Below are 16439 nucleotides of genomic sequence, written 5' to 3'. Positions count from 1 at the left end.
GGTGCGCTGTCCAATGTCGCCGCACCCTCCGGGGATGGCTTCACCCACCGACGCCCTCAGGCTGAGGCTGCCGGGCCCGTCAACGCAAGGGCCCGGTCTCATCTCAGGTTGATCCAAGGGCCGTCGAGCCGCTCACGCGAAGTCGCCGACAAGATCGCGCAGGAAGTGGCATCGGCCAACTCGCCTTGGCGGGTCGGCGCGAATTGGACCGTGCCGCCCACCTGGTGGGCCGAGCCTGCCTTATCAGCGGCCGGTGATCCGGCGCCCAGGTCTGCCCAGACGTTTTCATAGCGTTCCTGCCGAAGATTGGCAGGAGGTGTACCACCGTACAGTCCGGCCAGTGCGACGACGACGTCGCCGCAATTCCCGAAACCACCGAAGGATGGAGATTTTGGTGACCTTCGAGAATATGACCAAGGTGCTTGCAATCTGCAAGCCCCAGCTTCCGCAGGGGCTCCGGCGCCCGCAGTCCGGGAGAATCTGACATGACCGACGAAAACATCACCCCTCCCCGCACCTGGGAGGACTCGGAGACCCATTACCTCAAGGCGCTCCAAGGCGAATGGTACCGCCTCGTCGTCAAACTCCAGGACTGCATCACCTCAGCCACGGTTGAATTCTGGAGTGCGCGCGGAGTCCGTTTCGGTCACCTCCCGGTCACGACCGGGTCGATCTCGTCACCGATGGGTCTGGGTAGCGATTCGACCCCCGTGTCGGTGTCGATGTTCGACGTGCGTACGTACCTCGCCGATTCCATGCAGTTCGGGCTCGAATACCTCTGCCGCCTCAGCGAGGCGGGTGCCTATTACATGATGCCGTCCTTCCGGGGGGAGGCATCCGACTCGACCCACCTGTGCCAGTTCTTCCACAGCGAGGCCGAGATTCCCGGAACCCTCGCCGACACTCAGGTTCTCGTCGAGGAATACATTCGGCACATCCTCCTGCGCCTTCGCAGCGAGTGCGGCCCGGATATCGCGAGGGCCAGCGGATCTCTGGACCACTTCGCCCGTCTCGATGATCCAACGCCTTTCCGCAGTCTCACCCTCGATCAGGCGATCGACATGCTCGACGGCGACCCGGAACTGGTCAAAACCGATCCGGACCTTGGCTTCCGGGGGCTCACCCGCGCCGGCGAGCGCAAGCTCATGGAACTGTGTGGCGAGTTCGTCTGGATCACCCATTTCGACGAGCGCTCCGTGCCGTTCTACCAGGCGAACGACGGCGAGGGACACGCGCTCAACGGCGATCTGCTCTTCGGCCCCGGCGAAGTCGTCGGTGCCGGTGAGCGCCACGTCGACGGCGAATCGGTACGGGCGGCGCTGCGCCTGCACGAGGTACCTGAGACCGAGTACGGGTGGTATGTCGCGATGAAGGACACCGCGCCGATGCTGACCAGCGGCTTCGGCCTCGGGGTCGAACGACTGCTCATGTGGGTCACCCAGCAGACGGACATCCGCGACTTCCAGGTATTCGTCCGTGAGAACGGCGTTGCCATCCTCCCCTGACTGTCCCCAGCCGACCAACCACCATCGAGGATGAATCGAGGTGCCGCCGTGGCCACGCTGAACACTTCCGGGTCGGCCGGCGATCGAGCACGCGCACGGACTCCAGAGTGGATGGCGCAGTGAAGCTTCCTCATCTGGTGGTCGTCTTCGACGGCGGATCCGCATCGCCTCTCGAGCTCCTGTCGAACGCCGAGGGTACGGCGGAGCTGTCGTTCGCGGTGCCGAAGGGCTCCGACGAGGTCGCGGCTCATCTCGACCTGCTACACGAGATCGCTCTGGTTCACGAGTTCACCCCGGGTGACCCGCTCGCCTTGCTGGATGTGATCGGCCAGCCGGACGGCGTCGTGTCGTTCGCGGACCCCGGCATCGCTCCGGCGGCCCAGCTGGCCGAGGCGCTGTCGCTCCCTTCGGTCGGGACGTCGGCCGCGCGGCTCCTGCGGGACAAGTTCCTGCAGCGCTCACGCCTGCGCGCAAAGGGCGCGCGTGGTCCCGATTTTCTTGTCCCGGTCGACGGCGTCTCGTCGCCAGGACTCGACAGCATCGGGTTCCCGGCCATCATCAAGCCGAGGGCCGGCTACGGCAGCCGGCACACCTATCGGGTCGCGGACCCGGGCTCACTGCGTCCGCTCCTCGACAGTCTGGCCGCCCAGGGGCTGCCCGGTGAGGCCTTCATCCTGGAGTCGATCCTCCAGGGTGACACCACGGTCGCCGGAGCGGAGTGGGGCGACTACATCTCCGTCGAGTCGGCCGTGATCGACGGCTCGCCGACGCACGTGGGCGTCTCCGGGCGGTTCCCCATCACGCCCCCGTTCCGGGAGACGGGCATGGTCTTCCCGGACAATCTGCCCGATGTCGTCAGGGCCGACGCGTACGCCGAGGCGACGAAGGCGATCGAAGCCCTCGGTGTGGAGAACGGTCTCTGCCACACCGAACTCAAGCTCACGCCCGATGGCCCCGTCATCATCGAGGTCAACGGCCGGCTGGGCGGGCTCGTCGACAGCCTGCTCTGTCAGCGCAGTCCCGGAGCGCTCGTCCGGGCCGGGTACGCCATCGCGCTGGGCCGCTCCGACGAGGCGCGGAACGAACTGGCATCGATCGGCTCCGACTCCGTCAGCTATCACATCTCCCTCTATCCCGAGTTGGAGGGGACCATCGCCGGCATCCGGGGGATCGAGGAGATGGCGCGGCACCCCGGAGTCGAATCGATCCGGGTGCTCAAACATCCGGGAGATGTCGTGTCGGTCGGCATGGGGACCTTTGGCGAGACCGTCCTCCTGCTCGGCGCTGCGGCAACCCACGACGACGTACTGCGGATCCTTCAGGCGTCGCGCACGACGATCCGGATCGCGACGGCATGACCGGCCCGGAGCGAGAGCCAGAAGAGGCCGACGTCGCCAAGGAGATCTCAGAGGCTGCAGGCCGACGCCAATCCGACCTTGACGGATTTCGGCGAGGCGACCGAGGCGCCGCAGTACTCCGGCTGGATTCCCCCGGACTGGCAGCCCAACAGCACCGATCACATCGCCTTTCAACCAGACATTCCTGAGATCGAAACGAGGGAGCGCCCGTGGTAGACCACAGATCGACACGCCCGGCCGTTGACACAGCGCCACCGCCGTCACCGCAGACCCTTGTCGAGCTCGTGTCCGCGACCGCCGCTGCCTATCCCGACCACAGCGCGTGCCGAGACGACCAGATGGATTTCACCTACCGCGAGCTCGACCGGCTCTCGACCGACCTCGCGCTGGCCCTCGTGGAGGCCGGCGCCGAGCCGGGCGATCGTATCGGTCTGCTTCTCGAGCGTTCGGCCATCGTTCCGGTCGCACTCCTCGCCGTCCTCAAGGCCCGAGGCGTCTACGTGTGCGCAGACCCACGGGACCCCGACCAACGTCGCAAGGAGATGTTCTCCCGGGCCGGGGTGGCCCTCGTCATGGTGTCGAGTTCGTTCGTCCACCGCGTCGACGGCGACGCGAAACTTCTCGTACTCGATGCCGGCGACCTCCCGGCGGCGTCCGGGGCGGTCGACGACCTCACCCCGCCGTCGCCGTCGGACGCGGCCGGCCTGGTCTTCACCTCCGGATCGACAGGTCAGCCCAAGGCCATCGTGCTCGGGCATTCGGGCCTGACCTGGTTCGCCCTGAACGACGCGCTGCCCGACCTGGGCACCGACGACTGCATGGGCCAGATCTCCAGCCTGTCCTTCGACGCCTTTCACTACGAGATCTGGCGTGCTTTGGCGACCGGCGCGACGCTGGTTACGCTGCCGCACATTCCCCAGATGCTCGCCACCGGCATCGAGCGGCAGCTGACCTCGCGAAGGATCACCGCTCTTCTGGTGCCGACGATGGCGTTCAACCACATCATCGAGGCGGATCCCCGGGCGTTCAGCGGAGTGCGCGTGCTGGGTGTCGGTGGGGACGTGCTCGCCGTCTCCGCGGTGCGCAAGCTGTACGACGGAGGCTTCGCTGGGACGTTGTACAACCTGTACGGCCCCGCCGAGATCACCACCGCGTGCACGATCCACGCCGTCCGCCCGGCTGATGCGGACGAGCCGAGCATCCCCCTGGGTCGCACCCTGGACGGCTGCTCCATCGAACTGGTGGACGAGGCGGGTCGCCCCGTGCCTCCCGGCACGCCCGGCGAGGCAGTCATCGCCGGGCCCGGCGTGAGCCTGGGCTACCAGGACAGCCCGGTTGAGAACGCTGCCGTCTTCGGGACGGCCGTGATCGGGGACGCCGAGGTGGCGACGTACCGCTCCGGAGACATCCTCGTGCAGCACGATGACTGGCTCGAGTTCGTGGGCCGGCGCGATCGGATGGTCAAGGTCAGCGGGCACCGGGTGGACCCGATCGAGATCGAGCGTGTTCTGCTCGATCACGAGTCCGTCGACGACGCTGTGCTGATCGTGGAACGGCAGTCGGTGGAGCCGTCCCTGGTCGCCATCGTCGTACTGCGCTCGGGGGCGAGCGTCGCCGAACTGCGGGAGTTCGCCGAGTCGCGGCTCCCCGCGCACCTGGTTCCGCACTCGTTGGTCACCGTGGATCGACTCCCTTCCACCGACCACGGCAAGCGCGACGTGAGTGAGATGCGCATGCTCGCTCTCGCCGAGAGCGCACGCCTGTCGGCCTTCACTCCCCCTGTCACCGAGACGCAGAAGCGGGTCGGGGCCATGTGGAGCACGCTCCTGCGGGTCTCCCCCGTGGGTCTCGATGACGACTTCTTCCGGCTCGGCGGCAACTCGATCCTGCTGTTCCGCCTGAACAAGATGATCAAAGCGGAGCTCTCGGTCGACCTCGGCTTCAAGGATCTACTCCAGGAGAAGACGCTCACCGCGCTGTCCGAACTGATCGATGAGCGGGCCACGCGATGACGCAGTCCTTTCCCGACCTGCGCGACGCAAATCTCTTTCGCACCAACGCCCCCGAAGCGATGTTCGCGCAGCTGCGGAAAGAGCAGCCTGTCTACTGGAATGACGGTGGGTCGGAAGAGGGTTTCTGGAACCTCTCCCGCTACGCGGACGTCTCCGCCTGCTACCGCGACCATGACTGGCTGAGCTCGCTGAGCGGGGCCATCATGGGCAGCTCCTTCCACTCGGACCAGGACTCCGCCAGGAGCAAGATGCTCGTCGCGAGCGACCTGCCTGAGCATCGGAACTTCCGCCGGGTGTTCCTCGGAGCTCTCGGCCCCGCGATGGCGCAGCGAATCCGCCAGCAGCTCCAGGCCCTGCTCGATCGCGAACTCGGCATCCTCCTGGCCGACGGCGGTGGCGACTTCGCGCGTTCCATCTCGCGTCAACTTCCGGTCGCCGCGCTGATGACGCTGCTCGGCATCGACGAGTCCGCCGCCAATCACGTCGTCGACCTCACCGACGCCGTGGTCGGCTACCGGGACGAGACGCTGTCCGACCTCTCCGTGCCCGAGGAGACCCGACGGGCCGTGGCACAGATAGAGCTGCTCGGGTTCCTCGACGAAATTCTCGAGGAACGACACGCCACGCAGCCCCGTGACGACGCCCTCAGCCACTTCCTCGCCGCCGAACGCACCGGCACGCTCACCCGCGACGAGGTGATCTACAACCTCGTCAATCTCGTCTTCGGTGGCAATGAGACGTCCGCCCACACGGCGTCCGGGTCGTTGCTGCTCATGATGCAGGAGCCGTGGTCGTACACCGCGCTGGTCGAGAACCCCGATCTGGTGCCCAACGCACTCACGGAGATGCTGCGGCTCACCTCCGTCGCCGCCTACGTCAAGCGGGTGGCCACCAGTGACAGGACGATGCACGGCACGACGATCAAGGCCGGGCAGACCGTGCTGCTCTGGATCTACTCCGCCAACCGTGATCCTTCAGAATTCGAGAATCCCTTGGAACTACGCCTCGACCGAAAGGCAACGAACCACCTGGCCTTCGGCGTCGGCATTCACCGCTGCGTAGGGGCGACGCCGGCGCTGGTCGAGCTCGAAACGCTCCTTCACGCGGTCGCAGCGCTGAAGGACGTGCGACTGATCCCGGACGGTGAGCCCGTGCGACTGCAGTCCAACTTCATCCGCGGCTTCACCTCCCTCCCGGTGCGGGTCAAGTGACCGACGAGATGGAGCAGACCCCGAGCCGTCCGGGGCTGAAGCGCGAGTTCCGCCTCCTGCTGACCTCCCAGGGCGTCAGCGGCTTCGGCGATGTCCTCGCCCTCGTGGCAATTCCGTTCGCGATGCTCGCGCTGGACAAGAGTGGATTCCTCACCGGGCTCGTCCTCGCCGCGCGCACGATCGCCCAGGTGGCGGTGCTGCTGCTCGGCAGCGTCGCGGTCGACCGCTTCCCGCCTCGGCCGCTCATGATCGCCGCGGATCTCGTGGCCTTCGGAACCCAGGCCTCGATCGGCATGTTGATCGTCTTCGGCAACCCCTCGGCGTGGCAGCTCGTGGCGTTGTTCGCGGTCAACGGGGCAGCCGCGGCGCTCTACATACCGGCGACGAGCAAGATCCTGGCCGGACTCGCCACCGGCCGCGACCTGCAGACCGCCAACGCCGGTCTGTCCATGACCTTCACGTCGGTCGGCATCCTCGGGTTCCCACTGGCGGGCCTCCTGGTGTCCGTGACCTCGCCCGGTGTCGCGTTACTGGCCGATGCCCTGACGTTCCTCACCAGTGCCCTGCTCCTGACGCGCATCCGTGGGATCCCGGCAACTGTCGCCCAGTCGGACAGCTCCTGGGCCGCCGACTTTGTGACCGGGGTCAGAGAGGTGGCACGGACGCCATGGCTGACCGCCGGGCTCGCCAACGCCGGAATGTTCCAGATGCTCGTGCTCGGCATGCTGCCGGTGCTGGGCCCGCTCCTGGCGATCAAGCACTACGACGGCGTCGCCGGCTGGTCCGCGCTGCTACTCGCGAGCTCGCTCGGGATGTTGGCCGGCGGATTCGCCTCCACCCGCTTCGTTCCGAAGCGCCCGCTGCTGGCCGCGTACACGGCGACCGCGCTCGGGGTCGCGCCCGGCCTGATCCTGCTCGCGACGGGTGCCCCCCTGCCGATCACCCTGGCCGGCATGTTCGTCTACGGCGTAGCTCTCGCGATCTTCAACACCCTCTGGGGCACCACCGTTCAGCAGCGCGTGCCCGGCAAGATGCTGGGGCGGGTGTCGGCGCTCGACGGGTTCGTCTCGTACGGTTGCCGGCCTCTCGGCCTGCTGCTGGCCGTTCCGGTGGCTGCCGCCACGAGCCCGCTCCTCGTCGTGGTCATATCCGCCGTCGCGGTGGCGCTGCTCGCCGCGACCGTCTGTGCCGTGCCGGTGTTCCGAGGAGAGGAAGCCTCGCGACGTCTCCGCGAACGGCCCGACGTGAGTGACCCGGCCGCCCCGCAGCATGAAAGGCCGGTCGCCCGATGACACAGACCAGCATGCTCTCGCAACACCACGACCTCGACACGTACGTGCGCGAGCTCGCGGACCCCGACTCGTTCCCGGTGCTGCGGAGCAGGAGTGCACCGGTCGACGTCACGTCGCTGGGAACGCCGGACAGGTCCCGACCGGTCGCCGACCTTCGCGTCGTGTGCGTCTCAGCTTCGCCTGTCGCCCGCGTCGCCGAGGCGCTGGCGGCCCGCTTCGGTGGAACGGTCATCGCGCTGCCGGCCGGCGGCCTCGGCGAGCATCTCGTCCTCGACGATCAGGCCGCCCACGTACTCGTCATCGCCCTCGCCGACGAGGTGTCCGTCGATGACGCCCTCGCCGTCGTCGATCGGGTCAACGCGTACCGGGACCGGCCGGGCGGGCGGGTACCCCGGCTCGGGTTCCTGACGGCGGGCGACCTGGACCAGCTTTCCTGGCTGATCCTGAAGAACCTGGCGTCGGGGCATCGTGAACCGGCCTCTCGGAAACACGTGTTCCTGAGCCCCTTCCCCAATGGTCCGCTGCTGAGCGCCGGCGCCTTGGTCCTCAGCGGGGCGCAGGTCACCCGCGAATCGGTCCACCAGGCAGTCGTCGCCGGCAGCGCGACCTTCCTGTCGATCACGTCGTCCGGGCGGGAGCACGCGGTACTGCTCAACGACACCGTCCTGTGCGGCAGCGATCACGAGTCCCGCCGACAGTGGCTCGAGCTCGGTACGGGTGGTGGGGCTCCGCACTGCGCGTTCGAGGGCACGTGCTTCCTGCCCGGAGTGAGCCTGGACGACGTGATCGAGGCGAGATCGGTCCGAGCCGAGGTCGTCTTCACCAACTCCTGCCTCAGCTGGCGCCCGCACAGCGGCCGGGCGCCCCGTCAGTTCCTCCTGACCAACGCGCTCAGCTCCGGCTACGCCGCGGCGGCCATCGGCCCCATGTTCCCCTCCCACACGACGGACTGGGCCACCGAGACGTTCCACCGTCTGTGCGACGCGGGAGTCCCGCTGGGTGAGGTGGTCGCAGCCCTCAACGGCAGGGCGAGGGAGACCGGGACGGAACTGCCCTACTTCGCCCTGCTCGGGTTCCCGTGGTTGGTGGCCGGTGGAGTCGCACCGGCCGACGAGGCCACCTTGAGGCGTTGGGAGGCCGACGCCGCACGCTCGGCCGATCCCGACGTCGCGCCCGCTACGACAGCCCCGACATCCGGTTACGGCACGGCAGCGACCCCGCAACAGCTGCTGCGGAGCCTGCTCGATCTCGGCCTGAACTCGACGGCCCTCGAAACCTGCGTGGCCGAGTTGGAAGCCCGGTCCGTACCCGACCCGGACCTTCTGGCCCGGGCACAGATGGCGGCGGCCGCCGAACTCATCGACTACACATCGGCCACCTACTCCGGGTTCGACAGCATCTGGGAGCCCGTGTTGGCCACCCGGACCCACGCGTCGCGGACGCCGTGCCCCTACTGCGACGCCACCGTCGAGGAGCTGGTCGGCACCAGCCCGGACCGACCCTGGACCTCCCGCACGGCCGCGTTCTGCCATCGATGCAGCCACGTGTGGGACGCCCCCGCCGATCCTCAGCTACAGGTGCCGCTGATCGACATACCCGAGGTCTGGCATCGCGGGGAGGACGTTCGCGGGACGGTTCGACTGCTTCCGGGCGCCGACGGCTGGAGGACCGACCGACTCACCGTCGGCTGGTTCCTGCACGGGCAGTACTTCCAGGGCGTCGACGTTCCGGACCCCGGTGAGGTACGGGTGACGCCCGGGAGCACCGACGATGTCCTGCTGTCGGCGCAGATGCACGTCAACAACGACGCCTTCCCCTATCACCAGCATTTCTGTCGCGTAATCGTGATCGCGTCCGGCGCCGTCCACCTCGGCGGGCGAGCGTTCGCGATCGTTCCCGAGGAACGGTGAGACCGAAGATGAGTGTCCCCCGCCAAGTCCAACCGCAGGTCCTAATCCTTTCCGAGCTGAACGCCGGCGGAGTGCGCTACATCGTGCACGCCCTCCGGGAGCGGGCGTACTCGCCCGTACTCGTGTCCAACGAGCCCGACGACCTCAACCGAGGACTGTGCGACGGCCACGTCCTGGTCGATTGGGCGCACGACTCGGAGTCTCAGCTTGCCGCCAAGGTGGCTGCCCTGGCCCCGGCGCCGGTTGCCCTCATCAATCTCGTCGAAGCCCTGATCCCGTGGCAGATCCACCTCGTGGAGCACTTCGGCGTGCATGGGGCTTCGCCCGGTCTGGCCACACTTCTCAGCAAGGCGAAGGTCAGGTCGGCGATGCGTGAGCACGGCCTCTCCGACCTGCGGTTCACGGCCGGGCCGGCCGCGTCGTTCCCACTCGACGACGTGCCGGGCTTCCCGGTAATCGGCAAACCGTCGCAACGCAGCGGCGCGTCCCGGAGCGTACGGCTGCTGCACGACCGTGCGGAGGCGACTGCCTTCCTGCTCGAAGCGGCCCACGATTTCGGCGCGGACTGCGAGATGATCCTTGAGGAGTTCGTCCCCGGCACCGAGTTCTCGATGGACGGTCCGGTGACCGGTTCCCGGTTCACCCCGGTGGTCATCTTCGAGAAGGACGCGCACGTCGGGCAGCGCTTTCACGACACCGGGCTACTCGTCTCCCCGCCCACGTCCGACGGGGTCGACGAGGCCGCCCGGCGCCTGGCCGACCGGGTGTCGCAGCTCTGCGCGGCCATCGGTGTCGACGAGGCCTGGTTCCACGTCGAGGGCCGGGCCGCCGGCGGCGTCGCGGAGCTGATCGAGATCAACCCGCGCGTGGGCGGCGGCGTGAACCTGCACGCCGTCACGCAACTCACCGGGCTGAACCCGATCGACACCCTGATCGACATGGCGCTCTTCCACCCCGACGAGCGCAAGCCGAGGGAGCCCGCTCGACAACCTCATCCGGTCGAGGCCCAGCTGTGGGGCGCGCTTCCGATCCAGGCGGACGAGGCAGGAATCGTCACGTGCCACAGTGCGGTGGCCGACCTGCTGGGCCTGCCGGGCGTCGTCGACGGTCTCGTCCTCTCCCCCTACCGGGCCGAGTCGATCGACCAGGAGAACTTCTTCGCTCACTTTCTCCTGGCCGCACCGGACGTGGCGACCCTGCGGGCTCGCGCTGCCGCAGTGCGCGACGCCCTGGTCTACACGGTCAGTCCGCTTCCGGAGCACACCGCCGCCGGATGACCGTCTGCCGATTTTTCCGCCAATGCCCAGCAAGGTGACGGTGATCCCGAACAACGTGTCGGCACGGGCTGTCAGACGGGGTTGAATCCGCTTTCTGACGCACTCCGCACTTCATGCCACGACCGCACTCCTACCCCACGCACAAAAGGCATACCAGCCAATGATCAGCCACCGAACCGGGTGCGAAACACCGAGTTCAGCGGGCGTGCACTTGGCTGCCCAAGACCCTGAAGAAACCGTCGATCAATTGATCAGAAGCCCCTTGTCGCACGTCACTGTCGTCCGGTAGGTTTCCTAGATATCGAGAACAGCCGCTCCAACCCCACCGAGGTGACGCAACGAGTTCCTACGCGCCGAGATGCCCGGTAATGACCGAACCAAACATTTGTCTCAAGCATCCGCGACTATGCGCATTCTTCGTTGATCAATGCCCTTTTACTCTCGACCAGTGAGGCCGCGTAGCTATGTCACTCATGAGTACTGAGCAGTTCGAAAAGTTCTTCGAGCCCTACGCCCCCAATGTGCAAGGATTCTACGAGGCACCTTTCTGGGCCTTCTCCGACGCGCTGGTGCGTGCGCTCATGGACAAACATCTGGGCATCCAGGCCGGTCAGCACATCCTCGACGCCGGAGGTGGCACCGCCCGTTGGGCGCTCTGGGCCGCCGAGCACTTCGACGTGGACGTCACCGTCGCCGACAAGTCGGAGAAGATGGTCGAGGAAGCGCTCCAGAACGTCGCCAAGTCGCCCTTCGGCGAACGCGTCACCGTGGTGCTGTGCGACCTCGAGGACGCTCCCATGCTGGCGGACGAGTCGTTCGACGCCGCCATCTCGACCTACGGGGTACTCAGCTTCCTGGACCAGCCGGCGGCGGCCTTCGACACCCTGGCACGCGTGCTCAAGCCGGGCGCCCAGGGCATGTTCATGTCCCACTCGCTCTCCAACGCGCTGCACTCCAAGCTGAGCCGGGACGGCGTCACCCCGGAGGAACTCGACACCCTCCTGAACGACCAGATCGTGCGCTGGGCCGAGCACGTTCCGCCGCTGCGCGTGTACTCCGCGTCCGACCTGCGGGAGCTCGGCGAAAGGGCCGGCTTCGAGGTTCCCCGCGTGTACGGTGTCCCGCTGCTCACCTACCCGGGCCCCGAGGACTTCGGCTACCCGTACGAGAAGCTCGGCTTCGTGTCGAACGCGCTTCAGGACCAGGAGTTCTTCAACGCGGCGCTGGCGGCGGAGCTGAAGGCGTCGGAACGCCCGGAGTGGGCCGACCGCGGGGTCAACCTGATGGTCCACGTCCGGAAGCCCGCCGATGACTGACGTAGGGGCCGGTGTCGAGATGCCGTACGCGCAACTGGCTCCCATCTACGACCGCTGGACGGCCGAGAACCCGTACGACCGGTGGGCCGACTTCGTGGAGCGACGGCTGAAGCAGCACGACGCCCGGCGCGTCGTGGACCTGTGCTGCGGCACCGGACGCCTGACGCGGCTGCTTCGCGGGCGAGGCTTCGACGTCACGGGGATCGACGGGTCCGAGGAGATGCTCGCGCAGGCCCGTGCGATCGACGGCGAGGGGGCGGACTACCTACTGCGTACCCTCCCGTCCGCCGATCTCGGCGGCACGTACGACGCCGCGTTGTGCACGTTCGACAGCGTCAACTACATGGCTTCGGACGGCGCGCTCGCCGAGCTGCTTCGCGGCGTGGCTACCGCCCTGCGACCCGGGGGTGTCTTCATCTTCGACGTGAACACCCAGCGGAAGATCGAGCAGGTTTTCGGCTCCTCGCACTTCGGCGACGATCTCGATGATTTCGCCTATGTCTGGCGCAATCGTTACGACTCGGCGACCCGGAGCATCGAGTTCCTGATCACCTTGTTCACGCGCGGCGATGGCGCGAGCTTCAGCCGGGCGACCGAGTATCACCGGCAACGGTGGTTCACCGAGGACGAACTCGAGACAGCCTGTGCGGAGTCGGGATTTCGGGTTCTGGAGGATCTCGACGACTACACCGACAACGCCGTGACGCCGGACACCATGCGACGCTGCCTCGTTCTGGTCAAGGAATGACCCAGAAGCTGCTCTACCCTTCGCCACTGCGGCCCGGTGACACGGTTGCCATCGCTTCTCCGTCGAGCCAACCGCCACCAACCCCTGCGCGGTTTCGTCGTGGTGTCGCCTTTCTCCGTGCGTCGGGGTTCGAGGTTCGTGTGCCTGAAGGAGCAGCCAGGTCAGAGCCTCGATCCCCGGCGCAACGCGCGGAAGAGCTCAACGCTCTGCTCATTGATTCCTCCGTGCGCGCGATCATCGCCAGCATCGGTGGCTACAACAGCAACGCCCTCCTACCGATGCTGGATTTCGACGCGCTGCGTCGAGACCCGAAGTTCCTCGTCGGCTACAGCGACATAACGGCTCTTCACCTGGGGATCCTCAGCCGGGCCGGAGTTGTCTCGTTGCATGGGCCGACCCTGCTGCCGGAGTTGGCGGAATTCCCGGCGCCGCAACCCGTTTCGGAACAGGAACTGCTGCGGTTCCTCTCCGGGGCCTGGGCGGGCCCTCTTCCGCACGTGCCCGCGTGGACGGATGAATTCCTCCAGTGGGATCAGGACGATGTCCGGCCCCGCACGAAGACGTCCGGGCCGGAGCAGCGTTGGCTTGGCGCCGGGAGCGCGTCCGGGCCGCTGATCGGCGGCAACCTCGAGACCCTCGAGGCACTGCTCGGCACCGCCTATTTCCCGAGTCTGAACGGTGCGATCCTGTTCTGGGAGACCTGTAACACGTCGCTCGGCCCCATCGAGCGCTCGCTGGATCATCTGGAACAGGCCGGCGCGCTCGACGACCTCGCCGGCGTGGTCGTCGGCCGCACCTTCCGTGCACCGCCCGAGCTCTCCGCCGAGATCGAGAAGGCGATGGTCCGCCGACACGGCGGCAGCGGGATGCCGGTCGTCCTCAACGTCGACATCGGGCACACCGATCCGATGCTGACCCTGCCGATCGGCCATCAGGCATCGCTGGACGCGGACGCGCGGGAACTCGTGCTGGCACCCCGACCCGGCGAGGAGCTGCGATGAGTTCCGCGCTCGTCGTGGGCGGCCGGCGCGGACTCGGCCGGGAGGTGGCCGAGCAGCTGGAGCAGGCAGGTTGGTCCGTTCTGCGCACCGGCCGTTCACGGGCGGACCTCGAATCCGCGGACGGTCGTGCTCGCGACTACGAGCCGCTCGATCTCCGTGACGACAGCTCGGTGGCGCGTCTCGCCCACGCCCAGGCGTCGCGTGGCAGGACGTTGGATCTCCTCGTGATCAGTGCCGGGAGCGCGTCGCTGGGTGGCATGACCGAGCTGGAGCCAACCACGTTTCTCACGATGCTCGACGAGCACGTGGTCGGGACCTATCGACTGGTCCGGCAGTTCCGTCCGCAGCTGGCCGCCGCTCGCGGCCACGTGATTGTGGTCCTGTCACGGATGGGCAGCCGCCCACGGCCGCACGGCTACGGGTACGGAACGGCGAAGGCCGCAACGGGGTTCCTCACGCAATGCCTGGCCATGGAGCTGGAACCAGACGGGATCCGATTGAACTACGTCAGTCCTGGGGCGATGGACACCGACATGTTCCGCACCGCATTCCCTGGCCGAGATCCCGCGACCGCCCTGGACGTGGGGGATGTCGCCCGGACGATCGTCGCGCTGACAACGCCGGAGTTTCACCATCTGTCGGGCGCGGTCATCGAGCTCCCCAGACCTCGATGACGAGATGGGTCGACGTCGCCCGCGGGCTGATCCTTGAGCCGCACGAATTCCAGTCCGGAAATCACATCCTCCCGAGGGGGTAGGGCCGGTGACAGAAGACAGGCACCAGATCACCGCTTTCCATGACTCCACCCCGGATCTCGACGATCCTGGGGCGCTGCTCGGCAGACTGCGCAGGGACGGCTACCTCTTCCTCCGTCAGGTCGTGAATCCCGAGCTGCTCGAACGCGTACTCGCCGACTTCACCCGACCGATCGGCGAGAACGGCTGGTTCCTCGGTGATCCGGCCGACCGGCGAGCCGATCCGGCCAAGTTCACCGTCGAGCCGCAGGAGAACTACCGACGCGTCTACCACCAGGCGTACCGGTCGGAGGCGTTCCACAGCGTGGGCCACTCGATACGGGACAGTCTCCTGGAGCCGCTCCTGGGCGAGGCCGCGCTCATTCATCCTCGCCCCATCGGCCGCATCGTCTTTCCGGCCTCCAGCGCTCCTCGCAACATGGACTTCACCACGCCGGCGCATCAGGACTTCGTGTCCGTGCAGGGCACGACCAACGCGTACACCTGTTGGGTGCCCCTGCACGACGTCTCCTGGGAGGACGGGCCGTTGGCCGTCGCCGAGGGCTCGCACCTTTGCGGCGTACGACCGAGTGTCCCTGCCCGCGGCACCGGCGGCACAGTGATCGAGGATGTCCCGGACGAGGACTGGCGCAGCGGCGAGTTCACCCGCGGCGACGTCGTCATCTTCAATTCGCTGACGGTCCACCGCGGCTTGCCGAATCGCTCCGACCGGTTCCGGATATCGACCGACTTCAGGTTCCAGCCGCTCACGGAGCCCATCTGCGACCGTAGCCTCGCACCGTCGACCTCCGCGCTCGCCTGGGATGCGCTCTACTCCGCCTGGGAGAACGAGTCGTTGAAGTACCACTGGGATCGGCCGGAGCTACGGACCGTTTCGTTCGACTTCCGCTACGAGGAAGAGCGCAACCGACAGGCGATCGAGTACGCGAGGCGCGGCGACACGCGAGCGATCTCTTCCCTCCAACGGATGGCTGTGCACGACCCGGACCCCGCTCGTCGCCAGCTCGCCGGTGAGCTGCTCGCGTCGTTGAACGCGGTCGTGTAGTGCCGGAGACCGACAAGGATCGACATGAGAAGTGAACTGGCCCAGGACCGCCCACCGGCTGATCTGGTACGCCGGGTGGAGCTGCTCCTCGGTCCCGTCCGGGACTGGCAGAAGGTGGTGCGCGGCTTTACCGGGGCCGAACGATGGCTGGTGGTCGGCGACGACGGCGGCCCCCGGTTCGTCAAGGCGGCCACGGACGAGCTCACGGCCCGATGGCTCCGGGACGAGGCGGTCATCTACGAACGCGTCGATGCGCCGTGGTTGCCGGAGGCGATCGCCTGGGACGCGGGCGGAAGCCGTCACCCGGTCCTCGTTCTCGAAGGACTGCACGACGCGCAGTGGCCCCCACCCTGGGACGCCACCATGATCAGCCTGGTATTGGAAACGCTCGACGCGGTCCATGCCATCGAACCTGACTTCCCGCTTCCGCTCCTGCGGGACGACGTCGAGCTGCTTGGTGGTTGGGACGTGGTGGCTGAGGACAGGAACCCGTTCCTCGCGACCGGGCTGGTGTCGGCCGGCTGGCTGGACCGGGCCCTACCTGCACTGAGCAAGGCGTCGGCCGCGGCGTCGGTCGACGGAACCTCTCTGCTGCACCTCGACATCCGCAGCGACAACCTGTGCTTCACGTCGGTGGGTGTCCGGATCGTCGACTGGAACTGGGCCGCGATCGGCAATCCGGTCTTCGACATCTGCGCCTGGCTGCCGAGCCTGCGAAGGGAAGGCGGCCCGTTGCCGGACCAGGTGCTGGCCGGGCAGGGCGAGTTCGCGGCCGTGCTCGCCGGCTACTGGTGCTCCCAGATGGGCCTTCCCGACACGGACCCGCCCTCGGGTCGTCGGCTGCTCCAGCGCGATCTCGGGAAGATCTCACTCGACTGGGCCGCGCGGGAACTCGGGCTCGACGCACCGGACGGCACGGCCGACCCGAGGCAGCCGTGAACCGGCCCGCTCCGTACGCCGAAGCCCGTGCGATGGGCCTGCGACGGGTCGATCCGCGGGAGTGGGCGAG

13 protein-coding genes are annotated in these 16439 nt (G+C 67.4%); all 13 read left to right on the top strand.

What is annotated here, in order from left to right; genetic code table 11:
- The first annotated feature begins 485 nt into the window (after nucleotides 1-485).
- The 13 genes from AB0J36_RS02630 (at nucleotide 486) to AB0J36_RS02570 (ending at nucleotide 16369) form a co-directional block, all read left to right on the top strand.
- The gene (locus AB0J36_RS02630; protein WP_357394173.1) at nucleotides 486-1505 is read left to right on the top strand and encodes an asparagine synthetase A; all 1020 of its coding nucleotides are present in this window, start codon (nucleotides 486-488) and stop codon (nucleotides 1503-1505) included.
- 119 nt (nucleotides 1506-1624) lie between these two features.
- Entirely contained in the window at nucleotides 1625-2863 is a 1239-nt protein-coding gene (locus AB0J36_RS02625; RefSeq protein ID WP_357394175.1) for an ATP-grasp domain-containing protein, read from the top strand.
- Between the two features lie 209 nt (nucleotides 2864-3072).
- Nucleotides 3073-4875 carry a non-ribosomal peptide synthetase gene (locus AB0J36_RS02620; protein WP_363660054.1) on the top strand — a complete coding sequence of 601 codons (1803 nt, stop codon included), beginning with the start codon at nucleotides 3073-3075 and terminating at the stop codon, nucleotides 4873-4875.
- Complete coding sequence (locus AB0J36_RS02615) at nucleotides 4872-6086, top strand: cytochrome P450 (protein WP_357124297.1); 1215 nt, start codon at nucleotides 4872-4874, stop codon at nucleotides 6084-6086. The genes AB0J36_RS02620 and AB0J36_RS02615 overlap by 4 nt, the downstream gene beginning before the upstream one ends.
- Entirely contained in the window at nucleotides 6083-7378 is a 1296-nt protein-coding gene (locus AB0J36_RS02610) for an MFS transporter (protein WP_357171920.1), read from the top strand. Before AB0J36_RS02615 ends, AB0J36_RS02610 begins: the two co-directional genes overlap by 4 nt.
- Nucleotides 7375-9288 (top strand): hypothetical protein, encoded by a 1914-nt coding sequence (locus tag AB0J36_RS02605; protein WP_357171921.1) that lies wholly within the window; start codon nucleotides 7375-7377, stop codon nucleotides 9286-9288. The genes AB0J36_RS02610 and AB0J36_RS02605 overlap by 4 nt, the downstream gene beginning before the upstream one ends.
- Nucleotides 9289-9296: 8 nt before the next feature.
- On the top strand, nucleotides 9297-10565 hold the full coding sequence (locus tag AB0J36_RS02600; protein WP_357124287.1) for an ATP-grasp domain-containing protein: 1269 nt from the start codon (nucleotides 9297-9299) through the stop codon (nucleotides 10563-10565).
- Between the two features lie 473 nt (nucleotides 10566-11038).
- Nucleotides 11039-11881 carry a methyltransferase domain-containing protein gene (locus AB0J36_RS02595; RefSeq protein WP_357124284.1) on the top strand — a complete coding sequence of 281 codons (843 nt, stop codon included), beginning with the start codon at nucleotides 11039-11041 and terminating at the stop codon, nucleotides 11879-11881.
- Nucleotides 11882-11900: 19 nt separating this feature from the next.
- A complete protein-coding gene (locus tag AB0J36_RS02590) occupies nucleotides 11901-12629 on the top strand; it encodes a class I SAM-dependent methyltransferase (RefSeq protein ID WP_357394179.1) in 729 nt (242 codons plus the stop codon).
- Nucleotides 12626-13630, top strand: coding sequence for a S66 peptidase family protein (locus tag AB0J36_RS02585; RefSeq protein ID WP_357394181.1), 1005 nt, complete (start codon nucleotides 12626-12628; stop codon nucleotides 13628-13630). Before AB0J36_RS02590 ends, AB0J36_RS02585 begins: the two co-directional genes overlap by 4 nt.
- Nucleotides 13627-14304 carry an SDR family oxidoreductase gene (locus tag AB0J36_RS02580; protein WP_357394183.1) on the top strand — a complete coding sequence of 226 codons (678 nt, stop codon included), beginning with the start codon at nucleotides 13627-13629 and terminating at the stop codon, nucleotides 14302-14304. Before AB0J36_RS02585 ends, AB0J36_RS02580 begins: the two co-directional genes overlap by 4 nt.
- Before the next feature lie 88 nt (nucleotides 14305-14392).
- Nucleotides 14393-15430, top strand: a complete 1038-nt coding sequence (locus AB0J36_RS02575; RefSeq protein ID WP_357124272.1) for a phytanoyl-CoA dioxygenase family protein — start codon at nucleotides 14393-14395, stop codon at nucleotides 15428-15430.
- A gap of 24 nt (nucleotides 15431-15454) precedes the next feature.
- Entirely contained in the window at nucleotides 15455-16369 is a 915-nt protein-coding gene (locus tag AB0J36_RS02570) for a phosphotransferase (RefSeq protein ID WP_357394185.1), read from the top strand.
- Nucleotides 16370-16439: the final 70 nt, after the last annotated feature.

The sequence above is a fragment of the Micromonospora sp. NPDC049662 genome (assembly GCF_040675055.1).
Lineage (GTDB): Bacteria > Actinomycetota > Actinomycetes > Mycobacteriales > Micromonosporaceae > Micromonospora.
Note: the sequence above shows the minus strand (reverse complement) of the source record. Positions and strands in the feature narration are given on the sequence as shown.

Bases quoted from the DNA above. Each gene is read 5' to 3' on its own strand.
- AB0J36_RS02630 (WP_357394173.1), top strand. From the start codon at position 486: ATGACCGACGAAAACATCACCCCTCCCCGCACCTGGGAGGACTCGGAG.
- AB0J36_RS02615 (WP_357124297.1), top strand. From the start codon at position 4,872: ATGACGCAGTCCTTTCCCGACCTGCGCGACGCAAATCTCTTTCGCACC.
- AB0J36_RS02605 (WP_357171921.1), top strand. From the start codon at position 7,375: ATGACACAGACCAGCATGCTCTCGCAACACCACGACCTCGACACGTAC.
- AB0J36_RS02600 (WP_357124287.1), top strand. From the start codon at position 9,297: ATGAGTGTCCCCCGCCAAGTCCAACCGCAGGTCCTAATCCTTTCCGAG.
- AB0J36_RS02595 (WP_357124284.1), top strand. From the start codon at position 11,039: ATGAGTACTGAGCAGTTCGAAAAGTTCTTCGAGCCCTACGCCCCCAAT.
- AB0J36_RS02590 (WP_357394179.1), top strand. From the start codon at position 11,901: ATGCCGTACGCGCAACTGGCTCCCATCTACGACCGCTGGACGGCCGAG.
- AB0J36_RS02585 (WP_357394181.1), top strand. From the start codon at position 12,626: ATGACCCAGAAGCTGCTCTACCCTTCGCCACTGCGGCCCGGTGACACG.
- AB0J36_RS02580 (WP_357394183.1), top strand. From the start codon at position 13,627: ATGAGTTCCGCGCTCGTCGTGGGCGGCCGGCGCGGACTCGGCCGGGAG.
- AB0J36_RS02570 (WP_357394185.1), top strand. From the start codon at position 15,455: ATGAGAAGTGAACTGGCCCAGGACCGCCCACCGGCTGATCTGGTACGC.